The 22872-nt window shown below is 64.5% G+C and carries 19 protein-coding genes; 15 read left to right on the top strand and 4 right to left on the bottom strand.

The features are described 5' to 3' along the window. Window positions 1–54 precede the first annotated feature (54 nt). Window positions 55–246 (bottom strand): 50S ribosomal protein L28, encoded by a 192-nt coding sequence (gene rpmB, locus ACLMAL_RS16990; protein ID WP_039799620.1) that lies wholly within the window; start codon window positions 244–246, stop codon window positions 55–57. Window positions 247–597: 351 nt separating this feature from the next. Here rpmB and ACLMAL_RS16985 point away from each other — a divergent pair, with 351 nt between their 5' ends. Further along, entirely contained in the window at window positions 598–2478 is a 1881-nt protein-coding gene (locus ACLMAL_RS16985; RefSeq protein WP_412000147.1) for a DAK2 domain-containing protein, read from the top strand. A 4-nt stretch (window positions 2479–2482) separates the two neighbouring features. Further along, complete coding sequence (gene recG, locus ACLMAL_RS16980; protein WP_411999945.1) at window positions 2483–4774, top strand: ATP-dependent DNA helicase RecG; 2292 nt, start codon at window positions 2483–2485, stop codon at window positions 4772–4774. A gap of 94 nt (window positions 4775–4868) precedes the next feature. Here recG and ACLMAL_RS16975 read toward each other — a convergent pair whose 3' ends face one another. After that, window positions 4869–6281 carry a short-chain fatty acyl-CoA regulator family protein gene (locus ACLMAL_RS16975; protein WP_411999944.1) on the bottom strand — a complete coding sequence of 471 codons (1413 nt, stop codon included), beginning with the start codon at window positions 6279–6281 and terminating at the stop codon, window positions 4869–4871. A gap of 137 nt (window positions 6282–6418) precedes the next feature. On the opposite strand from ACLMAL_RS16975, the gene ACLMAL_RS16970 reads away from it, so the two are divergent. Further along, on the top strand, window positions 6419–7942 hold the full coding sequence (locus ACLMAL_RS16970) for an MmgE/PrpD family protein (RefSeq protein WP_411999943.1): 1524 nt from the start codon (window positions 6419–6421) through the stop codon (window positions 7940–7942). Window positions 7943–7977: 35 nt separating this feature from the next. Here ACLMAL_RS16970 and ACLMAL_RS16965 read toward each other — a convergent pair whose 3' ends face one another. Continuing rightward, window positions 7978–8151 carry a DUF1737 domain-containing protein gene (locus tag ACLMAL_RS16965; RefSeq protein ID WP_328404225.1) on the bottom strand — a complete coding sequence of 58 codons (174 nt, stop codon included), beginning with the start codon at window positions 8149–8151 and terminating at the stop codon, window positions 7978–7980. A gap of 26 nt (window positions 8152–8177) precedes the next feature. Between ACLMAL_RS16965 and prpB the strand changes: the two genes are divergently transcribed. The 3 genes from prpB to ACLMAL_RS16950 all read left to right on the top strand — a co-directional run bounded on the left by prpB (window position 8178) and on the right by ACLMAL_RS16950 (window position 10719). Then, complete coding sequence (gene prpB, locus ACLMAL_RS16960; protein ID WP_411999942.1) at window positions 8178–9086, top strand: methylisocitrate lyase; 909 nt, start codon at window positions 8178–8180, stop codon at window positions 9084–9086. A gap of 5 nt (window positions 9087–9091) precedes the next feature. Beyond that, a complete protein-coding gene (locus ACLMAL_RS16955) occupies window positions 9092–10228 on the top strand; it encodes a bifunctional 2-methylcitrate synthase/citrate synthase (protein WP_412000146.1) in 1137 nt (378 codons plus the stop codon). A gap of 119 nt (window positions 10229–10347) precedes the next feature. Then, the gene (locus tag ACLMAL_RS16950) at window positions 10348–10719 is read left to right on the top strand and encodes a nuclear transport factor 2 family protein (RefSeq protein ID WP_411999941.1); all 372 of its coding nucleotides are present in this window, start codon (window positions 10348–10350) and stop codon (window positions 10717–10719) included. 49 nt (window positions 10720–10768) lie between these two features. Here the strand turns inward: ACLMAL_RS16950 and ACLMAL_RS16945 are convergent, their stop codons facing one another. Continuing rightward, window positions 10769–11479, bottom strand: a complete 711-nt coding sequence (locus ACLMAL_RS16945; RefSeq protein ID WP_411999940.1) for a MerR family transcriptional regulator — start codon at window positions 11477–11479, stop codon at window positions 10769–10771. A 267-nt stretch (window positions 11480–11746) separates the two neighbouring features. Here ACLMAL_RS16945 and ACLMAL_RS16940 point away from each other — a divergent pair, with 267 nt between their 5' ends. From ACLMAL_RS16940 to ACLMAL_RS16900, 9 genes are all read left to right on the top strand, one after another. Then, window positions 11747–12199 carry a hypothetical protein gene (locus ACLMAL_RS16940; RefSeq protein ID WP_411999939.1) on the top strand — a complete coding sequence of 151 codons (453 nt, stop codon included), beginning with the start codon at window positions 11747–11749 and terminating at the stop codon, window positions 12197–12199. Between the two features lie 52 nt (window positions 12200–12251). Then, window positions 12252–13148, top strand: a complete 897-nt coding sequence (locus ACLMAL_RS16935; protein WP_411999938.1) for an ROK family protein — start codon at window positions 12252–12254, stop codon at window positions 13146–13148. Between the two features lie 240 nt (window positions 13149–13388). After that, on the top strand, window positions 13389–14537 hold the full coding sequence (locus ACLMAL_RS16930; protein ID WP_411999937.1) for a GAF domain-containing protein: 1149 nt from the start codon (window positions 13389–13391) through the stop codon (window positions 14535–14537). 70 nt (window positions 14538–14607) lie between these two features. Continuing rightward, entirely contained in the window at window positions 14608–15612 is a 1005-nt protein-coding gene (locus tag ACLMAL_RS16925) for a conjugal transfer protein (protein WP_411999936.1), read from the top strand. A 19-nt stretch (window positions 15613–15631) separates the two neighbouring features. Then, window positions 15632–15892 carry a hypothetical protein gene (locus tag ACLMAL_RS16920; RefSeq protein ID WP_411999935.1) on the top strand — a complete coding sequence of 87 codons (261 nt, stop codon included), beginning with the start codon at window positions 15632–15634 and terminating at the stop codon, window positions 15890–15892. Further along, the gene (locus tag ACLMAL_RS16915; RefSeq protein WP_411999934.1) at window positions 15889–16392 is read left to right on the top strand and encodes a hypothetical protein; all 504 of its coding nucleotides are present in this window, start codon (window positions 15889–15891) and stop codon (window positions 16390–16392) included. The genes ACLMAL_RS16920 and ACLMAL_RS16915 overlap by 4 nt, the downstream gene beginning before the upstream one ends. Continuing rightward, window positions 16392–18920 carry an ATP-binding protein gene (locus ACLMAL_RS16910; protein ID WP_411999933.1) on the top strand — a complete coding sequence of 843 codons (2529 nt, stop codon included), beginning with the start codon at window positions 16392–16394 and terminating at the stop codon, window positions 18918–18920. Before ACLMAL_RS16915 ends, ACLMAL_RS16910 begins: the two co-directional genes overlap by 1 nt. Window positions 18921–19102: 182 nt before the next feature. Continuing rightward, window positions 19103–21487, top strand: a complete 2385-nt coding sequence (locus ACLMAL_RS16905; RefSeq protein WP_411999932.1) for a hypothetical protein — start codon at window positions 19103–19105, stop codon at window positions 21485–21487. A gap of 335 nt (window positions 21488–21822) precedes the next feature. After that, window positions 21823–22491, top strand: coding sequence for a hypothetical protein (locus tag ACLMAL_RS16900; RefSeq protein ID WP_411999931.1), 669 nt, complete (start codon window positions 21823–21825; stop codon window positions 22489–22491). The last annotated feature ends 381 nt before the right edge of the window (window positions 22492–22872 follow it).

Here is a 22872-nt window from a genome sequence, read left to right as displayed (position 1 = left end):
CGCCCCGGATCACCCAAAGGGTGCCGGGGCGTGTGTCGGTATGGTGCGGCTGAATCAGCCGCGGGCGACCTTGCCTGCCTTGAGGCAGGAGGTGCACACGTTCATGCGGCGGGTGTTACCCGGCGCAACCTGGGCGCGAACGGTCTGGATGTTCGGGTTCCAGCGACGGTTGGTACGCCGGTGCGAGTGCGAGACCGACTTCCCGAAGCCGGGGCCCTTGGCGCAGACGTCGCAGACGGCAGCCATAGTCGCGAACTCCTTCATGTCATGTGGGGACTGCTGCATTGCGGCAGCATGTCCGGAAACAATGTCAAATGCCTTGCCGACTGATGTCGGCCAGCGCAAACCGGCGACGGCCGCGCGAGGCAACCCTGCAAGATTAGCTGCCGGGCCCCCGATCCGCCAAACCGGGCGGCCGGAGCACGCACGGCAACCACCGTCGGGCGCGGCCCAGTGTAGTGATTCGGTGTCCCGAATCCGCTGTCGGTATCGCCCGCTAACCTGGCGTGCGGGTGGTACGCGGGTCACGCAGTGCGGTGGCCGATCGCGGTATCGACGAGGTGGAGAGAGGTGAAGGTGCCCGGAGTGCGGGACACGATGAGCGATGGCCGGACCTTCGTCCGCCCGAGTGCTCTGGACGGCACAGCGCTACTGCGCTGGGGCCGGGTCTGCCTCGCGGGCCTGGAGCGGCGCCGCGAGGAGATCAACGCGCTCAATGTTTTCCCGATCGCCGATTCCGACACCGGCACCAACATGCTGGCAACCATGCGCGCGGCAATGCAGGCCGCCGACGCCGCGGTGGTTTCCGCGCATTCGTATCGCGCGCCGGGGAGCGCGGTATCCGCCCACGATGTGGCCGCCGCGATGGCGCGTGGGGCGACACTCGGGGCCCGCGGCAATTCCGGAATCATCCTCTCGCAGGTGCTGCGCGGCATCGCCGAAGCGGTGCACGGCGGACCGCTCACGGGACGCACGCTGCGCGAGGCTTTGGCGCGGGCCTCCGCTCTGGTGCGCGAGGGACTCAGCGTCCCGGTCGAGGGCACGATTCTCACGGTGCTGGATTGCGCGGCCGGTTGCGCCGCGGCGTGTTCGAATCCCGCTCTTGCCGAGGTGGCAGTGGCGGCGGCCGATGGAGCCGCCGAGGCGCTCGGCGCCACGCCCTCGCAGCTCGGGGTGTTGCGCGAGGCCGGGGTGGTCGATGCTGGTGCGCGCGGACTTGTGGTGCTGCTCGACAGTTTGGTCTCGGTCACGCTGGGGGAGACGCCTGCCAGGCCGGAGTACGTTCGCGGTGAAATCGGCGGGGTGTCCGGCGTGGACGTGCCCGACGTCGCGGAGCCAGGGCCACATTTCGAAGTGATGTATGTGCTCACCGAGACCGACGAGCGGCAGGTCGTCCGCTTGCGTGCGGCGCTGGCCGAGTTGGGGGACTCCGTCGTTGTGGTCGGTGACGGCGGTGGGTCGTGGTCGGCGCATGTGCACTGTGCGGATGCAGGCGCTGCGGTCGAGGCGGGCCTGGTCGCAGGCACCTTGAGCGCCATCAGGATCGAAAGCTTCGCGATCACCGCACAGGTCGGTCATACGCATGCCGACATTGCCGCGGGTGTCGACGGCGTCGCGCATGCCGTCGCACCGGCCGCCCACGCTGGACTCGTCGCCGACACCGTTGGACACCGTGGAGTTGTTCCGGACCGTGGAGTTGCCCGGGATCGCGCAGTTGTTCGGGACGGTGGAGTTGCTCGGGACGGCGCGGTTGTTCGCGACGATGGCGCTCGGCACGCCGCGATCGATGCGCGCGGCGGTCTGAACGCACGCGGTGAGCCGGCGGACCGCGGGGTGCTCGCTGTTGCTGCGGGAGCGGGAGCCGCCGCGCTGTTCGAGGCCGCGGGCGCGGTGGTGCTCGGCGGTGACGGCCCGGTCACCAGCGCCGCACTGCTCGCCGCGATCCGGCGGCTGCCCAACCGTGAGGTGCTGGTGCTGCCCAATGGTGCGCTGCCCGCACACGAATTGGTCGCCGTCGGCGTTGCGGCCCGTGACGCACACCGCGACGTGCTGCTGCTGCCGAGCGGATCCATGGTGCAGGGACTAGCGGCGCTGGCCGTGCACGATCGTGGCCGGATCGCGGTCGACGACGCCTTCGCGATGTCCGAGGCGGCCGCGGCCACCCGCTGGGGTTCGCTGCGCGCGGCCACCGGCCGCGCGCTCACCATGGTCGGCACCTGTGAATCCGGTGACGGGCTCGGGTTGGTCGGTCACGACGTGGTGGTGATCGATCGGGATGTACGGACAGCGGGACTGACCCTGCTCGACCGGATGCTGGGTTTCGGCGGTGACCTGGTCACCCTGCTGATGGGCCGGTCGGCGCCCGCCGGGCTCGCCGACGAACTGGCCGCGCACATCGTCGAGGGCTTCCCCGGTATCGAGGTCACCGTGTATTCCGGTGGGCAGCAAGGAGATCTGGTGCAGATAGGGGTGGAATAGATCCATGGCGACATTGAGCGATCGGCTCGACCACCTGCTCGGCGTGAAGGCGGCCGAGCCGCTGGCCGACGCGTTCGACATGCACACGGTCGAGGACTTGCTGCGGCACTACCCGCTGCGCTATGCGACCCAGGGCCAGCCCCTCACGCAGGAAGAGCCCGAGGAGGGCGCGCATATCACCGTCATCGGCCGGGTGACCAAAACCGAACTGCGGCCGATGAAGAACCGCAGGGGCAGGCTGCTCAAGGTCGTCCTCGACACCGGCTCGGTGCGTCCGATCGAGATCACCTTCTTCAACGGAGACAAGGTGAGTTACCTTGTCCGCGAAGGAGTCCGGGCGATGATGTCGGGCACCGTGCACTGGTGGCGGCCGGACCGGTGGAACCTTTCGCATCCCGATTATCTGATCCTGCCGGAGAAGGAAGACGGCTCGGTCGAGAACCTGACCTCGGTGCGCGGCGGCGGTGCCCTGCGCGGTCTGGCGCAGAGCGCGAAAGGCGCTGGAGGCGTGGATGTCTCCTTCTTCGAACGGGAATACATTCCGGTGTATCCCGCGACCGCTAAGGTGCAGAGCTGGGATCTGCTCGCCTGTGTCCGGCAGGTGCTCGATCAGCTGGACCCGATCGACGATCCGTTGCCGACCGACCTGCGCGCGGATCGAGGGCTGCTGAAGGTGTCCGAAGCGCTGCGGCTGATTCATCTGCCGGAGAGCAAGACCGACATCGAGCAGGCAAGGGAGCGTTTACGTTTCGACGAGGCGCTGGCATTGCAGCTGGTGCTCGCCGAACGTCGGCACGAGGTGGAGGGACGCGCGGCGCGGCCGTGCCCGCCACGATCCGACGGCATTGCCGCGGTCTTCGACACCCGCCTGCCATTCGAACTGACCGAAGGGCAGCGGCAGGTGATCTCGGAGATCTCCGCTGACCTCTCGCGTACCCATCCCATGCACCGTTTGCTGCAGGGCGAGGTGGGTTCGGGCAAGACGATCGTCGCGCTGCACGCGATGCTGCAGGTGGTCGACGCGGGCCAGCAGTGCGCGCTGCTGGCGCCGACGGAAGTGCTTGCCGCTCAGCACTATCGGTCATTGCGCGCGATGCTCGGCGACCTCGGCACCGCAGGCGAGCTTGGCGCCGCGGAGCGCGCCACCAAGGTCGTGCTGGTCACCGGTTCGATGTCGGCGGGCACGAAGAAGGCCGCGCTGCTCGACGCGGTCACCGGCGAGGCCGGCATCGTGATCGGCACCCATGCGTTGATCCAGGACGCCGTGGAGTTCTTCGATCTCGGCATGGTGGTGGTCGACGAACAGCACCGCTTCGGTGTCGAGCAGCGGGATGCTTTGCGCGCCAAGGCGAAAGCCGGCTCCAGTCCGCACCTGCTGGTGATGACCGCGACGCCGATTCCGCGCACCATCGCCATGACCACACTCGGTGATCTGGAGACCTCCACTCTCACCCAACTGCCGAGGGGACGTTCGCCGATCATCTCGAAGGTGGTGCCGCGCAAGCAGCATCCGAGCTGGGTCGATCGGGCCTGGGAACGGATCCTCGAAGAGGTCGCGGCGGGTCGGCAGGCCTATGTTGTCTGTTCCCGGATCGGTGACGACGAGGACGCCGCCCGCGCGGGCAAGTCCCGCAACGGCCGGTCGAAATCCGGCGACAAGCCCGAACCCGAGAAGGAGGGCCCGACGACGCAGGCCGCGGTCGAGGTGTTCGACACGCTGCGCGCCGGCCCGCTGTCGGGCGTCCGCGTCGGCCTGCTGCACGGCAGGCTGCCGTCGGATGAAAAAGACCAGGTGATGCGTGCTTTCAACGACGGTGACATCGATGTCCTTGTCTGCACCACCGTCGTCGAGGTCGGCGTCGACGTCCCGAATGCCACCGTGATGGTGATTCTCGATGCGGACCGATTCGGCGTCAGCCAGCTGCACCAGCTGCGCGGCCGTATCGGCCGCGGCAAACATGCCGGTCTCTGCCTGCTCGTCACCGACGCCAACCCCGGCGGCACCGCCATGGCACGGCTGAATGCGGTGTCGGCCACCACCGACGGGTTCGAACTCGCCGTCCTCGACCTACGCCAACGCCGCGAAGGCGACGTCCTCGGCGCTGCCCAATCCGGCACCGCCCGCTCCTTGCGACTGCTCTCGTTGCTCGACGACCTCGAAGTCATTACCGCCGCACAGGATTTGGCCAGGAAAGTAGTGGCGGCCGATCCCGGCCTGGCAAAGCACCCGGGCCTGGCAGGCATGATGCACGCCGCGGTCGATGGCGAGCGCATCGAATACCTCGCCAAATCCTGATCGGCCCCACTCTGAGCGGTGGCCGCACCGAACTCCCTGAAATCTCCATGCTCCGAAACGGTTTCGGCCGAATCGTGTGGGGTGCGGCCGGCGGTCAGCGCGCCGAGCGGGGATACGGGAGGTCTGTGCTGGTGTGTTCGGTGACTGCAAGGGGGCTCCCGATATTGGGGAAGGCACGCTGGGGACAAGAGGGGCGTTCACAGACCTTGCAGCCCGCGCCGATCGGTACCCCGGTGGTGGGGTCGTCGAGGTCGAGGCCGGTCGAATACACCAGGCGGTCGGCGTATTCGATATCGCAGCCTAGCCCGATTGCGAAGTTCTTTGTGGACGTACCGAATCCGTGCGGCGCGGTCATGGTGGTGCGGGCGATCCACAGGTAGCGGCGACCGTCGGGCATCACGGAGATCTGCCTCGAGATGCGGCCCGGGCTGGCGAACGCCTCGTGCACCACCCACAGCGGACAGCTGCCGCCGACTCTGGAGAAATGGAATGCGGTGGCGGACTGACGTTTCGAGATATTGCCAGCGCGATCGGTGCGGACAAGGAAGAACGGCACGCCGCGCTGACCCTGGCGCTGCAGGGTGCTCAGCCGGTGGCAGATCGTTTCGAAACCGACCTCGAACCGCAGGCTGAGCAGGTCGATATCGTAGTGCAGCTCCTCGGCCGAGCGCAGGAACCGGCCGTAGGGCAGCACCAATGCGCCGGCGAAGTAGTTGGCAAGTCCGATGCGTGCGAGCGCGCGGGATTCGCCGGTCAGCGAGGGGGTTTCGGCCAGCACCGCGTCCAGCTCTTTCCCGAAGAGCAAGAATCCGAGCGTGGTAGCGATCTGGAAGGCACGCTGCCCGGGTCGCAGCCGTCGAGCCAGCGTCAGTGTGCGGCTTTCCGGGTCGTAGTGTCGTTTCGGGATCGACGAGTCGGCGCCGTCGCCGCGCACGAGAACCGTTACACCTGCGCGCTCTTCGGCCACTCTGGCGAGTTGCCGATCGAGCGAGCCGATGGTCATGCCGCATTCCTCGAAGAGCTGTTCGGCAGCATGATCGAGTTGCGGAATGTGATTGTGATGGTCGTAGAAGAAGTCGCGCACATCCTCATAGGGCATGGGCGTGCCGGTTGGGGCGGCCACCCGCGCCGAGAGCAGGTCGAGCTGGTCGGTCGCGGCGCGCAATCGCCGGTGCATCGAGACGACGATTCTGGCCACCTCGGGTAGCCGGGTCGCCAGTTCCTCCACCTCGGTCAGCGGCGCGCTGTCGCCGCCCGCGGCATCGACCAGCACTTCGTGCAGGTCGGAGACCAGCCGCGCGTCCGAGTCGGCGGCGAAGAACTGCACGTCGAGGTCGAAGGTGGAGTTGAGTTTCAGCAGTACCGGGATGGTGAGTGGTCGCTGGTCACGCTCGAGTTGGTTGAGGTAGCTGGGCGATAGATCGAGCGACTTCGCCAGGGCTGCCTGGGTCATTCGCCGTTCTTCGCGCAACCGCCGTAGTCGGGCGCCCGCGTACATCTTGCGCACGTGCAAGATGGTAGCGGCCGGAATTCGCAAACATCGCAAAATATGCAAATCTCGCCCGCAAAATTCTGCTGTTGCAAGGTGTTCTGCATCGAATCGGTCCTGCGTAGCGTGCGAAGTGACACTGAACCGGAGGATGCATGAAGACTCACACTGTACGCGCACGCAGCGCCGCCGAGGACTTTCCGCGCTCGGAACACCTTGCCACCAAGATTGCCGAGGTCGCCACCGACCCGGTCGAGGTGACCGCCGAGGTGAGCGAGATGATCGTGAACCGACTCATCGACAACGCGGCGGTCGCCGCGGCTTCGCTGCTCCGCCGTCCCGTCACCAGTGCCCGGCTGCAGGCGACCGCACAGCCGTACACCCCACGACCGGGGCGGTTGGGAGCCGCTGTGTTCGGCGTGCCCACAGCGCACCGGGCGTCGCCGGAGTGGGCGGCGTGGGCGAACGGAGTCGCGGTGCGCGAACTCGACTTTCACGACACCTTTCTGGCCGCCGAGTACTCGCACCCCGGCGACAACATCCCGCCGATCCTCGCGGTCGCCCAGCACACCGGCCGCTCCGGCGCCGAGCTGATACGCGGCCTGGCGACCGGGTACGAAATCCAGATCGACCTGGTGCGGGGAATCTGCCTGCACGAGCACAAGATCGATCATGTGGCGCATCTCGGGCCGTCGGCCGCCGCGGGGATCGGCACGCTGCTCGGACTGGACGCAGAGACGATCTATCAGGCGATCGGGCAAGCCCTGCACACCACGACCGCCACCCGCCAGTCACGCAAGGGCGAGATCTCGAGCTGGAAGGCCTACGCGCCCGCCTTTGCAGGGAAAATGGCGGTGGAGGCCATCGACCGGGCGATGCGCGGCGAGGGCGCGCCCGCGCCGATCTGGGAGGGCGCCGATGGTGTCATCGCCTGGCTGCTCGGTGGTCCGGATGCCGAATACTTGGTGCCACTGCCGGGGCCCGGTGAGGCCAAGCGCGCGATTCTGGACAGCTACACCAAGGAGCATTCCGCCGAGTACCAAAGTCAGGCGCCCATCGACCTGGCCCGCCGAATGCGCGGCCGCATCGGCGATCTCGATCAGATCGCCTCGATCGTGCTGCACACCAGCCAACACACCCATGTGGTGATCGGGACCGGCTCCGGAGATCCGGAGAAGTTCGATCCGCAGGCCAGTCGGGAGACCCTCGATCACTCGGTGCCCTACATCTTCGCGGTAGCGCTCCAGGACGGCGCCTGGCAGCACGAGCGCTCCTATGCGTCCGAGCGCGCGCAGCGGCCCGACACCGTCGCGCTGTGGCGCAAGATCTCCACCACCGAGGACCCGGGATGGACGCGCCGCTATCACGCCACCGATCCGAACGAAAAGGCGTTCGGGGCACGGGCTGTGGTGACTCTGAAGAGCGGCGAGACCATCGTCGACGAACTCGCGGTCGCCGATGCGCACCCCTTCGGTGCGCGGCCGTTCGCCCGCGAGCAATACGTCGCCAAGTTCCGGTCGCTGGCCGAGGGCGTGCTGACCGCAAGCGACCAGGATCGCTTCCTCGACGCGGCGCAGCGGACCCCGGAACTGGCGGCGGGTGAACTGGATCAGCTGACGTTCACCGTCTCCGACGCCGTGCTCAACCGTGCGCCTGCGACCGGCGAGGGGATCTTCTGATGTCCATGATCACCGCTGCCGCGTCGATAGCACCATCAATACCCCCAGACCAGCGCCTGCGCGGCGATCACATTCTCGCCGTTATAAGTAACGGCGGGGGGACCCTGCAACCGATAGCCCTGATCGAGCAGGTCGCTGACCCGCTCACAGAATGCCGCGTCGTCGACGCCGGTGATCAGTCGGTAGCGCAGGGGTTGGTCGTCGGTCATACCGCTAGCTTAAAGCGGTGTGCGCGGTGAGCGGACCGATTGCCGCCGCGACGAGCGCGGGACAGAAGCGTGTTGCCCTGCGCGCGGGTCTCGGGTCCGGCCGTATCCAGCGGTGGCCCGGAGCTTTCAACCCGTTGGTGGCCAAGCTGATCCAGGAGATCGGCTTCGAAGGCGTCTATGTGTCGGGCGCGGTGATGTCGGCGGAGCTCGGCTTGCCGGACATCGGTCTGACCACCCTGACCGAGGTGACCGCGCGCGGCAGGCAGATCGCCTCGGTCACTGATCTGCCGGTGCTGATCGATGCCGACACCGGCTTCGGTGAGCCGATGAACGCCGCACGCACCGTCACGCTGCTGGAGGACGCCGGGCTGGCGGGCTGTCACATCGAAGACCAGGTCAATCCGAAACGCTGCGGCCATCTCGACGGCAAAGCGGTTGTCACCGCAGACGAGATGGTTCGCAGGATCCGCGCGGCCGTCGCGGCTCGCCGCGACCCGAACTTCGTCATCTGCGCGCGTACCGATGCACGCGGCATCGAGGGACTGGACGCGGCCATTGAACGGGCTAGCGCATATGCGGATGCCGGGGCCGACCTGATCTTCACCGAGGCGCTGGCCGATGCCGCCGAATTCGCGAAATTCCGTGCGGCGGTAAATGTTCCGCTACTCGCCAATATGACCGAATTCGGCAAATCGGAATTGCTCTCGGCCGGGACGCTGGAAGACCTCGGCTACAACGCCGTGATCTATCCCGTCACCACGCTGCGTCTGGCGATGTTTGCGGTGGAACAGGGTTTGCGTGAAATCGCGGCCACCGGAACACAATCCGATCTGGTCGGGCGGATGCAGCACCGAGCGCGGCTCTATGAATTGCTCGAATATCAGAAGTACAACGACTTCGATTCCGGAATCTTCAATTTCACCGTGAGCGAGTGATCGACATGACCGAGATCAAGAAGGGCCTGGCCGGAGTGGTTGTCGACACCACAACCATCTCCAAGGTGGTGCCCGAGACCAACTCATTGACCTACCGCGGCTATGCGGTGCAGGATCTGGCGCGACACTGCGGCTTCGAGGAGGTCGCCTACCTGCTCTGGTACGGCGAACTGCCCGACGCTGCCCAGCTCCAACTGCTCAGCCAGCGCGAACGCGCACAGCGGCGGGTAGATCGTTCGATCCTGTCCCTGATCGAGAAGATGCCGGAATCCTGCCATCCGATGGATGTGGTGCGGACGGTGGTCAGTTACCTGGGCGCGGAAGATCCCGAGGAGGACCTCGGCGATGCGCCCTCGCAGCGGGCGCTGCTGGCCAAGGCACTGCGGTTGACCGCGGTGCTGCCTACGGTGATCGCCGCGGACATGCGCCGCCGCCGTGGGCTGGATCCCATTGCGCCGCATTCGCAGCTCGGATTCGCCGAGAACTTCCTGAATATGTGCTTCGGGCGGGTTCCCGACCCGCGCATTGTCCGTGCTTTCGAAATCTCACTGATTTTGTACGCGGAGCACAGTTTCAACGCCTCGACGTTCGCCGCCCGAGTCGTCACCTCCACCCGATCGGACATCTACAGCGCGATCACCGCGGCCATCGGTGCGCTCAAAGGTCCGCTGCACGGTGGCGCCAACGAGGCTGTCATGCAGGCCATGCTGGAAATAGGTGATCCCGACCTGGCAGCGGCATGGTTGCGCGCCAAGCTCTCCGGCAAACAGAAGGTGATGGGTTTCGGGCACCGGGTCTACAAGAATGGCGACTCCAGAGTGCCGACCATGCGCGCCGCCTTGGAGCTGGTGGCGGAGGTGGCCGGCGGTCAGCGTTGGCTGCGCATGTACACCGAGCTGGAGCGCGCGATGGCCGAGGCCACCGGCATCAAACCCAACCTGGACTTCCCGGCGGGACCGGCCTACTACCTGATGGGTTTCGATATCGAGATGTTCACGCCGATTTTCGTGATGAGCCGTATCACCGGGTGGACTGCACACATCGCTGAGCAGTCGGCAGCCAACGCTCTGATTCGACCGCTGTCGCTGTACACCGGCGTGGCGCAGCGGGAGTTGCTCGTCGGAAGTGAGGTGCGCCGGTAGGCGTCCCGGGGCGATCTCTCCGAACCACATCCGAACCAAGCAAGCGTTTGGTGTAATCGGGGAGATCGAACCGAGTGATGCGGTACGGCCGTGTCGGCGCGAGAAAGCGAGTGAGCCGAATGTCGAGTCCCGACGAGATCGTCAGTGCCATGTGCAGGAGCTGGTCGGATCCCGACCCGGACAAGATCAGCGCCTTCTTTGCCGAAGACGCCGTCTACCACAATATCCCGATGGAGCCGGTTCACGGGCGCACAGCCATCCGCGACTTCATCGCAGGCTTCCTCACCACCTTCGACGCCATCGACTTCGACATCCACCATCAGGTCGTCAACGGCAACGTTGTCATGAACGAGCGCACCGATACGTTGCGTGGCAACGGCCGCGACACACCGCTCCTGGTGATGGGCGTCTTCGAGGTGACCGACGGTGCCATTACCGCCTGGCGCGACTACTTCGACATGGCAGCCATCAACAGGGCGTTCGGCTTGTAGGTTCGACGTCGGGACCGGCAGCACTACGATGGGCTGCCGTTTCGACCGATCAGTGCGGGTCTGCGGCGCGCGGAGACGCCGCGGGCAACTCGAAATGCCGGGCGAAAGCCTCGTCGATCAGTTCCGAAGCGGCGCGGGTGACGATGAGCCGTGCGATGGCCAGATCGGTCTCGAGCCTGGCGCGATCCTTCGGCGTCCGTTCGGATTGCTCATAGGTTTGCCCCGCCAGTCGGTAGAACAGTTCCGTGGCATACCGGTCGGCGATCCGATCGCAGTCCGCTCGGAGCCGCTCGACCAGATGGAAGGTGTCCGTCGCAGGTAATCCGGAGTCGGCGAGCCGGGTGGCCAGATCACAGGCCCGCGGGTTCGTGAGCCGATAGGCCTCGAGCGGGTCGTCGCTGGTGGCGAGGGCCTGCTTCGCGTACTCGGGAAGGTCGGGATAGTTGTCTTCGGACTGCGGTTCCGCCGAAGCGGCCGGTTCCGGGCTGTCCTGACTGCTGACGCCGAGGACGTCGGCAAGCCCGTCGCCACGATCCCAGGCCTCCAACAGCTCGCGGATCCCATTGAGCTTCATGCCGCGACCCAGCAAACGGCTGATCGTCTGCAGCCGGTCGAGATGGTCCGACCCGTAGTAACCGATCCGCCCGCGCACCTCAGGGGAGGGCAGCAGCCCTCGTTCGTGATACACACGGACACTGCGCACGGTGGTGTCGGCTGCCCGTGCCAGTTCGTCGATTGTGAAGTGTGATTCTGCAGCCATGTTTACCAGGAAACCATAATCGGGGCCCCCTCGAAAATGGACCGTTCAATAACGCGCCGTCAAAAAACGGTATCGCAGGGTTGCCACCGTGTCAACGTGCCGTTACTTAGTGGCGCAAAGTGTTGCCTATAGGGCCAACGGCGCGCTAACCTGCGTCTACCAGCTGTCGCGGCTGGGTTCCGGGGACTGTCGAGCAGCCCTGATGACATTCCGATCCATGGGGCACGCCTCTCTGTCGGCGTACCCTCGGCATCCCCGGAGATGGCTATGAGCATTACGCGTATCGCGCCGCGGGCGACGGCAACCCCTGCGCCGGCAAAGATCTCACCGATCAAGACCAAGTCGACCCAGCGCCCACCCTGCGCGGACGGGCCCGACGACTGGGACATGGACGCCGGTAGCCCCGACTCCTGGCGAGCGGCGGTTCGGACCTGTTTGGCCTGCCCGTTGCTGGCGCAATGCAAGGAGACGGTGCAGGCGCTCGTCGAACGCGGTGACGGCCCCCGCGCGATGATCTGGGCAGGCGTTGCCTACGACAACTCCGGCACCATCGTCGAGAACCTGGAGCGACACCGGGCGACTCCGATCAATCACAACCGGCCGATGCAGATCATTCGCAACGGGCCGCGGCCGCTGCGGTCCGCGCCCGCGCTGGCCGCGCCGCGCAGGCACATCGTGCTCGGTCGACCGCTGATATCCACTGGAACCGATGGTCTGTGAGTATGCTGCGTGGACCTTTGACGGCGAATCTTCCTTTGGTGGTTGGTGACTCATGACAATTCTGGCATTGGAGATCGGACCGACGCGGTTCGCGGCGAGCGCTCTTGGTGAAGAGGTCGGCGCCGACGAGGTTCGGCAGATTCCGGTGCCGGACCGTGGCGCATGGGAAAGGTGCCGGGAGCTGCTGATCGAGGCTGCCGCGGGCAGCGAGGTCACTTCGCTCGGCATCGCCTCGTCCGGTCCGATCGATATGGAGGCAGGCGTGGTCGCGCCTGCCGAGGTTCCCGAGTGGCGGACGGGATTCGCCATCGTCGAGGCGGCGCGGAAGTTGTTTCCCTCGGCCGCGGTGCAGCTCGGCATCGACGGTGTGTGTCTGGCGCTCGCCGAGCAGAATTTCGGTGCTACGAACGCGGTGCCCGACGCGCTGGTGATGTCGGTATCCGACCACATCTGTGGCGGGGTCATGATGGGCGGATTCATCGTAGTGGGGCGGACCGGCAACGGCGGACACGTCGGCCATGTACTGATCCCGGGTTTCGATGACCCTTGCAGCTGCGGAGGCCGCGGCTGCCTCGAGGCGGTGGCCGGTGGCGCGGCGGTGCTGCGTTGGGCGCGTCAACAGGGCTGGACCGGAGCGTCGTTGCTGGACCTGGTCGAGGCCGCCAAGGTTGGTGAGGGCATTCCCGCGGCCGCGGTGGGGCGCGCAGGTACGGCGCTCGGCCGCGGCATCTCCTCGGTGGCCGCGCTACTCGACCATGATTTCGTGGTCCTCGGCGGCACGATGGCCCAAGCCGGTCCCGCACTGTGGAAACCGCTCGGGGAAGCTGTCGCCACGCATGCCAGGCTCAGCTTCCTGACCGGACTGCGGGTCGTGCCGTCGGAGCTGCGCGACGTCGGCATTCTGGTCGGTGCCGGGGTGCTCGGCGCGGCAGCAGCAGCCCAGGGCTGACGGCTACCTCGGGCTTCTCCGCCTCAGCGGCGCGACAATCCGTCCAGCCACTCCTTTTCGGATGACCTTGCGCGACAGCGAAGTTCGCTAACTATTAGCTGTCGGCTGGGTCCAAGTTACGGTTGATTGCGCCGCTAAACAACGGTACATTGCCTAAGTCACATGATGTCTCGTATGGGTCAGGAGGTCTGGCCCATCTGAGTCGTCGAATCTGGACGAACGGCTGGTACTGACAATGCGATGCGAAGTGACGCAGTGATTCCGTGGTTAACGGTCGAGACTTTGGCGCCGGATGTCATGTCGGTGGCCTCGGTCGGCGACGCGCCGCGAGATTTCGCGGGTTGGCAGCGGGCACTGCAGCGTTCGCTGTCGAAAATGCCCGCGCTCTACGACAAGCTGACGACCGCGACGATTACCGAAGCCGTTCAGACCGCGCGTGACCACGCCGAAGACATCGACATGGCGATACCGACGGGCGCCGGTCCATTCCGGCTCCTGATGCGACCGGTGTTCGGTCCGGCAGGGGATGTACACGCGGTCCGGCTGTGGCTCGGACCCGCCGCGGAGCAGGTGCCCGAGCTGCGTCCGGCGGTCGGCGCCATCTGGGACCTCGGCAGCCAGACCATCGAACAGCCGAGCGGTATCACGCGGCTGCCCGGTATCGCGGCCGAACAATACGCGCCGAGGATGTCCATCGCGGAGTTGTTCCACCGGATCTCGACTTTCGATCGGCACGCCGAGGTGCTCGATTTGCTCTACGACCCCAAGCCCGGCGACAAGCTGCAATTCGACGTGGCCGTCGCCTACGGTGCCGCACGTCCTGGGCAATGGCGGATCACCATCCGCGCCCGCGACGACGACCGGACGCGCGGCGCGTGGTGGTTGATCGAGGACGTCACATCGGACAACGTGCCGTCGGCCTGGCCGACGCTGGAACGCGTCGGGTTACGCGAAGCTCACCGTCGTGCCGGAACGCATCTCGCTGTTGTCCAGCTCGAGCACACCAGCATTTCGCACTGGCTCACGGATCCGGCGCCCTGGATTCGGTGGGACTACCTGTTTCGACCTGTGGACGTGTTCCATCCCGACGATCGTCCACGGTTGGTCGAGCTCGGCAGTCGACTCTGGTCTGGAGACTCCGTCGGTGTCACCGTGCGTGCGCTCGACTACGGCGGTGGTTACACCCCGACGGCGTTGCTGCTGTATCCGTATCCCGGCTACTCGAGCAGGCAGCTGGCCATCGCTCAGCTAGTTCGGGTCGGGCATAACGTCCCGCTGATGGAGCCGCATCGTCAGGCGATGGAACCGGGGCAGCGGAGTACGCCGATCGGTTACGACGATCAACTGCGCAACTGGCTGAGTGGCCGGATGAACAGGAGCCCAGCGTGATCCCCCGCTATTCCCACTGCTGGGAACGAGATGGCGGTTGGGATTGCCTGTGCTCTCTACCATTTCGAGAGTGAAGACAGTGGCTCGGGGTCAGGCGAATTCGGGTGAAGCGCTGCTTCGCCAGATGGCTGTCCGCCGCCGCCGTGAGAATGTGATGGTCGCCGTGCTGGCCGTGCTGGCCGTGCTCGGCGGCGGGCACGCGATCTTCAGTGTCTTCCAGGAGGATCCGCCCGGACCGTCCGACGACTCCACGGTCACTATTGTCGGCCACGCAGCATTGGTCGGGTCGTTCGGCGAACAGTTCGTGATGACCTATCTGACCGCTGTCTCAGGGCAGCAGGAGAAGATCGGTGAGTTCGCCGGCACGGGCGGTCAGATCACATTGCCGTCGACCCCGCGACACGTGTCCGATCCGGTCATTGTCTACACCTCGCGCGAGCGGTCCGGTGGTGGTGTCGAAATCTGGGCCGTCACAATATCTGTTCGGGTAGCCAAGGGCGCGGTGGCTACTGCCGCTGACGCGCGGCAGTACTACCGGGTCGCGGTCTCGCTGTCCGATGGGCAATTACGAGCACTGTCGATTCCCGCGGTAGTCGAGCCGCCTGCCAAAGGTCCGGATCTGTCCTTGGCGTATTCCTCGCCATGTGCGGCGGATACGCCACTCTCCCAAGTGGCGGCGGGTTTTCTCGGGGCGCTCCTGGCCGGCTCCGGCGATGTTGGTCGATACATTACCCAGGCCTCGGGGATCACGGCGCTGAAGCCGTCCCCGTTCACCACGGTCGAGCTTGTCTCGGTTACCACCGACGATAACAACTGTGGCAACGGACCTGCGCAGGCGAAGGTGCTGGCCACCGTCAACCCGAAGGGTGATGGGGGCGCTTGGGCCTCGCTCGCCTACCCGCTGTCGATGATCCGCAGCGGTGGGCAATGGCAAGTGCAGTCCATCGATCCTGTACCGGCACTGACGAATCCGTTGACTCTGGTCGGTGGACAGGATTCCCGCGGTGTAGGTAGCGGTACCTCGACCGCGCCGCCCTCGACGTCGGTGCAAATCCCCCCGGCGAAACAGAATTGATCAGAGAAGAGGCAGTTCGATGGGCAGTTTTGGCGTAATCCTCTATAGCGTGCTGATCTGGTTTCGCTGGGTGGGCACGATCGGGCTGACAATCGTCATCATGTTCTACGTGGTATCCGTGACGGCCACTTCGAAAGTATCCCTGGTGAAGATCGTCGGGGTCGTCGGATCGGGTTTGGTCGGGGTGGCTCTGTTCTGGATGTTGCCAACGGCCGTCAACTACGTGCGTTCGGACACGAACGTCATTCTTCCTGACCATCCGATCGGCAGCTATCGGTGACCAAGGTGATCAAGGTGTTCACGCCGATCAAACGTGTTCCCACGGTGATCGGCAAGTCGACGAACGGGCAGAAGCTGCCGTTCGGCCCGTACACCTTGCCCCAGGTCGCCGCCGCGATCGTGCTGCTTGTCGTTACATCGGTGTTCGCCATGACTTTTCCGGTCAATCCGGCGGTCACGTTCGCTACCGGGCTGATCATCAGCATCGTGATCGTCTTCGCCATCGGGTTGGTGCCTTACACCGGTGTGCGAATGACTTCGCGGGCGCTGTGGATGATTCGGCTCATTGTCATGCGTAAACCGGTCTCCGCATCCGGTATGCCGATCAACGCCGAATCGGCGCGGAATGCCGTGTTCGTCGACGAATCGGTGGTCCTGGTCCTGCCCAGCCGGCAATCGGCGATCGAGGCGTCACCAGGAGTGCTGGCTGATGCTCGGTTGCTCGAGCTGGTGGCGGCGGGCAGTAGTGGTGCCGGCGCGGCATCGGAAGGGCGGAACTGATGGCCTTCGGACGAGATTTGCAGCCCACCGCGGCGATTCGCGGGAATCTGCAATTCACCAATTCGGGCTTGGTCACCGCGACCTATTTCATCAGCCCGCTCGGTTACGGATTGCGCAAGGCCGCCGACAAACATGACGTGCGGAGCTCCCATCACGCCCTGATCAACAGCCTGCCGAATGGTTCACTGCTGCTCGGCATTCAAGCGGGGCTCAACACCCTCGATGTGCTGACCAAGATGGTGGAGGGAGTCGACCTCGACGAATGCGAGGACTACGCCGACGAAGTGGTCGCCTCCTTCGAGCGGGTGCGCGCGATCGAGCCGCAGACCCGGATCTTCTTGCTCTCGATCCCGGTCGGAGCCACCAATCCAGGGATCTCCGCGATTTCCCGGGTGTGGCGCGGCAGTACCTCGACGATCGACGCGACGGCGATCGCGCGCGCCGACCTGGACGGCTACGACGAGAAGGCGAATGAGATCCTCTCGCGAATCGGTAGCGACTTCGACCCGGTCCCGGTGCCTGCGGCGCTGTTCCAGTGGTTGTGGGAGCACTACTTGTCGCGTGGCGCCGCGGGCGATCCGGTCGCACCCACGCGAGCAGGTGTCCTCGACGATGCGACCGCGGCGGTGTTTCGCTCCGCGGCACTCGATGAAGGCGCGCAAGCCGAAAGTAATCGTCGGATCCGGCCGTCTTTCATTCCAGTGATCAAGGTGGTCCAGCCCGATTTCGAGTATCGGCCTTCCTATCAGGCGATGCTCACGCCACATTCGTTTCCGTACGGGGGCATGATGTTTCCCGGCGGCAGTGAATTCTTGAACATTCTCGATGGGTTTCCCGACGTCACCATCGACTGGGGGATGCGGGTATCGATCAAGCCTGCTGACCAAGTGCTGAAGAACAATGAGCTGAACCTGCGGCGCCTCGGTGAACAGATGGATCAACGGGACCAGGAGATCTCGTTCGCGCAGAATACGCTGACGTCGAAGGCACAGATGCTCGGTGAGTACAACCAGCATTTCGAGGTGAACAGCGGCGAGTCGGAGGTGTCGTTCACCACCGTGATCGCCATCGGCGGCGCTACGCGTGAGATCACGATGGACGCGGTCAACTCACTGAAACGCCGATACAAGCGTTTTCAGGTCGAAATGATAGCGCCTGTCGGCACACAGGTCGACCTGTGGTCGATGCTGGTTCCCGGCAGCCCGCCTCGGCGGGCTTTCGACGATTTCGCGCACATCATCCCCTCGGACATGTGGGCCGGGTTCGTCCCGTTCACTACCAGCCAGATCGGTGACGACAGCGGTCCGGTGATCGGGGTCAATCTGATGTCCGGCAACTTCGAGCCGATCCACTTCGGCATCATGGAGGCCGCGCTGCACGACTTCTCCGCGTCATTCGCGGTGACCGGCGAACTCGGGTCGGGCAAGTCGTATTTCCTGAAGCTCATGGCGGTGCTGGTCCACGACATGGGTGGTCAGTTCCTCGCCATCGACCGCAGTCAGGTGGGTGAATGGGCACATTTCGCGTCCGCCATCGATGACGCCGTCGTTATCGATCTGTCGAACCCGACGGTGTCGTTGGATCCGTTGCGCCTGTTCCATCCCCGGATCGCGGGCGAGCGCGCACTGGACTCGATTCTGCCGCTGCTCGACCTGTCGCCGACCTCGGGCGCGGGCGCCGCGATCAGCAACTTGCTGGCGCCCAAAGGTATAGCCGAACACGGCATTCGGAGCCTGCTCGATCTCTTCCACACCGTCCAGCGGCTTCGTGACCAATCCGGGAGCGCGGAGGAGTATGCCGACCTCGCCGCCCGGCTCGGCACCATTGTCGAACGGGTGCCGGTGCTGTTCGACCCCAAGTTGCAACCATTGCGGCTCAGCGCCGCCGCGACCGTCGTGCGTAGCCACGGCCTGGCATTGCCGACGGCCGAGGAACTCATCACGCCGCACCTCTACAACCGATTGCCACTGACAAAGCGACTCGGCACAGCGCTCTACGAGCTGGTCGGCGTCGCGGCCAGGGAGGCGTTCCTCAGCGATAACGGCAGGTTCGGACTGCTGGTCGGCGACGAGGCGCACCATTTCACGCAGACCCAGGTCGGCTCCGCGGTGACCTCCGATTTCAGCCGCGACGGTCGTAAGCACTTGGCCGCGATCGGCTTGGCCTCCCACGATCCCGCCACCGACTTCCAAGGTGCGGCACACAATCTCATCCCGAACCGGTTCATCTTCCGCCAGCGCGATGAAACGCTGGCGCGCAACAGTTTGGAATGGCTCGGCGTCGATCTGGAGGAAGCGCCTTTCCTGCTGCAGATCTTGCGTGAAGAGACCTCCCCGCCGGTTGGTGCCGGACGCCAGGTGCCCGATGAACGGCGCGGCGAGATGTTCATGCGAGACGCGCTGAACCGGATCGGTCGCGGCAAGGTGCTCGGGCCGGCCCGCCTCGACCGGGCTGCCGCGATCACCAGCACGCCGACCAGCGGCAGCGACGGCCGTAACGAGTTGTCGCGACGACAGACTGTCTCATGACCGGCAGCGGCGGACGGGGCTCTCGATTGCAGAGCTTCAGGGTGTATTGGTCGCAAGGACGCTGGGAGCACTGGGATACGGAGCAGTGGACTCCGTGGGCGGTGTATCGCAGGGGACGGAACTGGGTTGCCGCGACTCGTCGTAGGCGCTGGACGGCATGGGTTCTCGGGATTTTCCTCGGTTTGATCGTGCTTCCCGGAATTTTCGGCGCGATAACGATCGCTACCGCGCAGAGCACTGGGACGGCCACGGCGCCGTCGGTCAACACCGGGCTCAGCTGGACCAATGTGCGGGACAGCGACGGCGTACCTGTTGCGAACTATCCGTTCGTCACCGACCACGGTGGAATACTCAGTCCGCTGAATTCCGTTTTGTATTTTTCGATCAGTTTTGTAGTGGTGGTCTGGACGAACGTCGAGAACCTCGGGATCTGGGGTTGGGGATTGGTCATGGAACTCCGGTTTCTTGATCCGTTCACTGGGATACTGCATAGGATATCCGTTAATCTGAACTCGGTGATCGGTACTCCGGTTCTGTTCATCCTGTGTGGAACGGTCGGCGGCAGCGTTGTCGCGTATTCCGTAATCAAGGGTCTGCCCGGAAGGGCGACATCGCAGATCGTGATGATGCTCCTGGTCGCCATTGCTGGACCTCCGTTCCTTGCGGATCCTCTTGCGGAAGTGATTTCACCCAATGGGGTGCTTGCTCAGAGTCGTAATGTGGGTATCGAGGTCGCGGCCGGTTTGAATGGCGATTCGAATCCGAATCCAGATCAGTTGATCGCCGCCATGCAAAAGAGTATGGCCGATAATTTCATTCGGCTCCCTTTGCAGTTAATTAACTTCGGGCATGTGACGGACGTCCGACCGGCGTGCAAGGCGGCGTGGTCGGCCGGTGCGATGGCCGGAGATGAGGGTCGGATCAAAAGCGGCATGAAATCGTGTGATTCTGCTGCATATGCAGCCACTCAGAATCCCACTTTCGGTCAGCTCGGTGGTGTTATTCTGATGTTGTTCCTCTCGATTCTGCAAGTTATATTCAGAGTCAAGAGATTATTCCAAGTCGTTGTCTTGGTATTCTATGCCATCGCCCACTCTTTTGTTGCGGCGGTTGGATTTCTTTCGTTCGGGCTGATATACGGTGCGCAGAACCTGCTGATCAAGAGCCTGGTCCACTCTGTTTTCGCTGGATTCAAGGTGGGAGCGATCTGCGGGCTTCTCGGCCTCCAAATGCTTGTCCTCAATGCCGTATTTCTACAGGCTAACGGGCAGGTCATAATGGTTATCGCTCTGGCGGCGGCAGTTGAGAGCATCTTCAACAAAATGTCCAACGATATGAAGGAGAACTTCGACAGGGGTAGCGCCAAGGTGGCGAATTGGCTCGGGGTTGCAGCCCAAGGCTCCGGTGGTGGCGGAGGTGGCGGAACGGCCTTGGGATTGGGGACGTCCGGTGCTGCAGGTAAAGCGCACCCAGGTTTGCTCTCCCGGATCAACACTGACGTCAACACGCTCGGCGGCTCGATATTGATGCAAAATCTCGCGGGAAACCCGGGCTTTTTGAGGAGGGGCTCGAGGGAGGAAGCCAAGCAGCGCAAGGAGAAGCTGAAGTATGTGGGCAAACCATCGTGGGAGATGTCGAACCGGCAATCTATGGAGAAATGGCCCGTGCTTGCCGATGCTGCTCGTATGAATTTCACCGTATTCGGTGGCAAGGAAACAATCAGAGGCGTTACAACGGGAATTCGCGGAGTTCTCGACAGGAACGGCGCTTTGTCCGAGGTTCCCGGAGCGTTCTTGGGGGCGAAATGGCGTAATATGGCGATGGTTGACGCGGGTCATCACGCCTGGCAGGTCGCCGAAGCGAACGCGAATGAGGGGGCTTATCAATTCGAGCATCTCGGCTTCGTTACGTCGGCGATGCAACAGGCGCACCTGGCGGCCGAGAACATTGTCGATAACGGTGACCACTCGCAGCTGGCACACTATCGGGCAGCGGCCAACCTTGGGGTGCTGGAACAGGCGGTATTTGCATATAAGAGGGAGAACGGTTATCCGGTCAACCTCAGACAACCTGGGGAGCTAGCTTTCGTCGCACAATATTGGAATCGGGGTGACGGCGCTTGGGGTACTGAGGAGAGAATGGCCCATATCCGAACCTTGGCGGATTTGGGGAACAGCAAGATTGATCGGACCGTAAATCCGGATGGGACCCTGACTGCCGGCGCTGAAAAAGACATGACACGGCTGAGCCTAGCAGGGCTAACCGACATGACCCCTGAACAGGCGCAACGAATCGCAAAGGGGCTTCAGTCGGATACCGCAAAGAATATATCGGCAGCCATGAGCGTACTTGCGGATAATCCCGAAAATCGCCAGAACTACCGGGATCTACGTTGGGAGGTCTGGGATGCTGGCCAGCTGTCTTCGGCACTGAAGGGCGTCTCGGTGGGGGACAAGCTCCCACCCCCTGACATGAGTGTGGACCTAACCAACCACGACCCACTGATGACTCCGGTGGGTGATTTGATGCGGGCGAACCCCCATCTTCGCGGTCGGCGGCGTCCATGAGGCTGCCCAGTCTTCGTACCATCAGCTTCGCTGCTGCCGGACGCCGACGTGGACGAGGGTCCGCGACATCGTTCGTTGTTCGTCTCGTCAGCCTCTGGGTTCTCCCGGGCTGGGCAGTCATCCTGTTGGCGTTCGCCTCTACCGGCGTCACGGTGCTGGCTATGGTGGCGATCCTCGTGGTCAGTGCCATAAACTCGCCCGCTTCCGCCGACCTGTATTACCAATGCGATAGTGCGGTGGGCCCGGACCCGGCGAACACCGTGACAGTGGCAGTCTCCGCCCCGGCACGGGATAGACCACGGGCAAGCGGATCCAGCAGCGGCACGAGCACTTCTGTGGCGCCGACGACCAATCCTTACGCGGAGCTGACGATCGCGCCCGATGACACCAACGCCTCGGCTTGGCAGCGCGCGTGTGTTTCGGCGATGAAGTCCGCGCCCTATCAGCTCGAGCCACTGCTGACCGGCAATGACGGTATGGCTGCCGAGTGTGCTCGCGAACTGGCTCTCGGCGGGCTGTCCGCATCGAGTGTTGTCGGCGGGGCGGGTTCGGATGGTTCGACCGGTCCGATCGATTCCGCCGCGATGACGAGGTCGCTGATCTATCAGGCATCGGCCGCAGCATTGACCGGTCGCTGCGAACGATCCGTCGGACTCGCGTCCGCGCCGAGTGCCCCGGTGGCTCCCTTGGCTGGGGGAGGCGCGGTGCAAAGTACCGGGGCCGCCGTAGAGGCGTGCGGCAGACCGATCACCGGAACCGTTGTGACCCTGCCGAATGCTCTTGCGGAGCAGGGTGTGTGTGGTCAGCGAGTGGATCTGTCCGCGGTGTCGGCGGGAGATCTGATTTTCTGGGACTACCGTGACAGCGCCCCGACGCACGTCGGCGTCGCCACCGGCGGTACTCAGCTAGTCACGATCGATCCGATATCCGGAAGGTTTGTGCAACAGTCGATGCCGACCGCGAACGATGTCCGCGCAAAGCGGGTGCTGGGAGGCGGAATGTGACGAGTACGGAAGTGTGGCCGCCACCGGATTCCGAGGTCGGCGGCGAAGAAGACGGGGAAAATGGGTCGTCTGGTCCGGTTACGCCGTGGTCTGCGCAAACGGGGCACAAACAGGGCCGTCCGCGTCTAGGCGCGCCGGTCGCGCCTGGTGCACCGATCAATCCGACGCAACCGGGTGTGACGACGCCGCCGGGTCGCAACGAGACACCGTTGGGAGCGCCTGGTCAGGGTGGTGTGAAGCCTGGTACATCCGCTACCGCGCCCGCCACCGGTGCCCCACCGACTACACCGCCCCCTGGTCAGTCCGCGCCTGCCGCGGCCCCACCCGCTCCTGCTGCTGCCCCTGCTGCGGCACCACCCTCGGGTGGTCGCGCGACCCATG

Origin of the sequence: Nocardia sp. CWNU-33, from assembly GCF_046764895.1 — a bacterium.
In the GTDB taxonomy this organism is placed as follows: Bacteria; Actinomycetota; Actinomycetes; order Mycobacteriales; family Mycobacteriaceae; genus Nocardia.
This window is presented reverse-complemented; position numbering and strand designations above follow the sequence as displayed.

Bases quoted from the DNA above. Each gene is read 5' to 3' on its own strand.
- rpmB (WP_039799620.1), bottom strand. From the start codon at position 246: ATGGCTGCCGTCTGCGACGTCTGCGCCAAGGGCCCCGGCTTCGGGAAG.
- ACLMAL_RS16985 (WP_412000147.1), top strand. From the start codon at position 598: ATGAGCGATGGCCGGACCTTCGTCCGCCCGAGTGCTCTGGACGGCACA.
- recG (WP_411999945.1), top strand. From the start codon at position 2,483: ATGGCGACATTGAGCGATCGGCTCGACCACCTGCTCGGCGTGAAGGCG.
- ACLMAL_RS16970 (WP_411999943.1), top strand. From the start codon at position 6,419: ATGAAGACTCACACTGTACGCGCACGCAGCGCCGCCGAGGACTTTCCG.
- ACLMAL_RS16965 (WP_328404225.1), bottom strand. From the start codon at position 8,151: ATGACCGACGACCAACCCCTGCGCTACCGACTGATCACCGGCGTCGAC.
- ACLMAL_RS16955 (WP_412000146.1), top strand. From the start codon at position 9,092: ATGACCGAGATCAAGAAGGGCCTGGCCGGAGTGGTTGTCGACACCACA.
- ACLMAL_RS16950 (WP_411999941.1), top strand. From the start codon at position 10,348: ATGTCGAGTCCCGACGAGATCGTCAGTGCCATGTGCAGGAGCTGGTCG.
- ACLMAL_RS16945 (WP_411999940.1), bottom strand. From the start codon at position 11,479: ATGGCTGCAGAATCACACTTCACAATCGACGAACTGGCACGGGCAGCC.
- ACLMAL_RS16940 (WP_411999939.1), top strand. From the start codon at position 11,747: ATGAGCATTACGCGTATCGCGCCGCGGGCGACGGCAACCCCTGCGCCG.
- ACLMAL_RS16935 (WP_411999938.1), top strand. From the start codon at position 12,252: ATGACAATTCTGGCATTGGAGATCGGACCGACGCGGTTCGCGGCGAGC.
- ACLMAL_RS16930 (WP_411999937.1), top strand. From the start codon at position 13,389: ATGCGAAGTGACGCAGTGATTCCGTGGTTAACGGTCGAGACTTTGGCG.
- ACLMAL_RS16920 (WP_411999935.1), top strand. From the start codon at position 15,632: ATGGGCAGTTTTGGCGTAATCCTCTATAGCGTGCTGATCTGGTTTCGC.
- ACLMAL_RS16910 (WP_411999933.1), top strand. From the start codon at position 16,392: ATGGCCTTCGGACGAGATTTGCAGCCCACCGCGGCGATTCGCGGGAAT.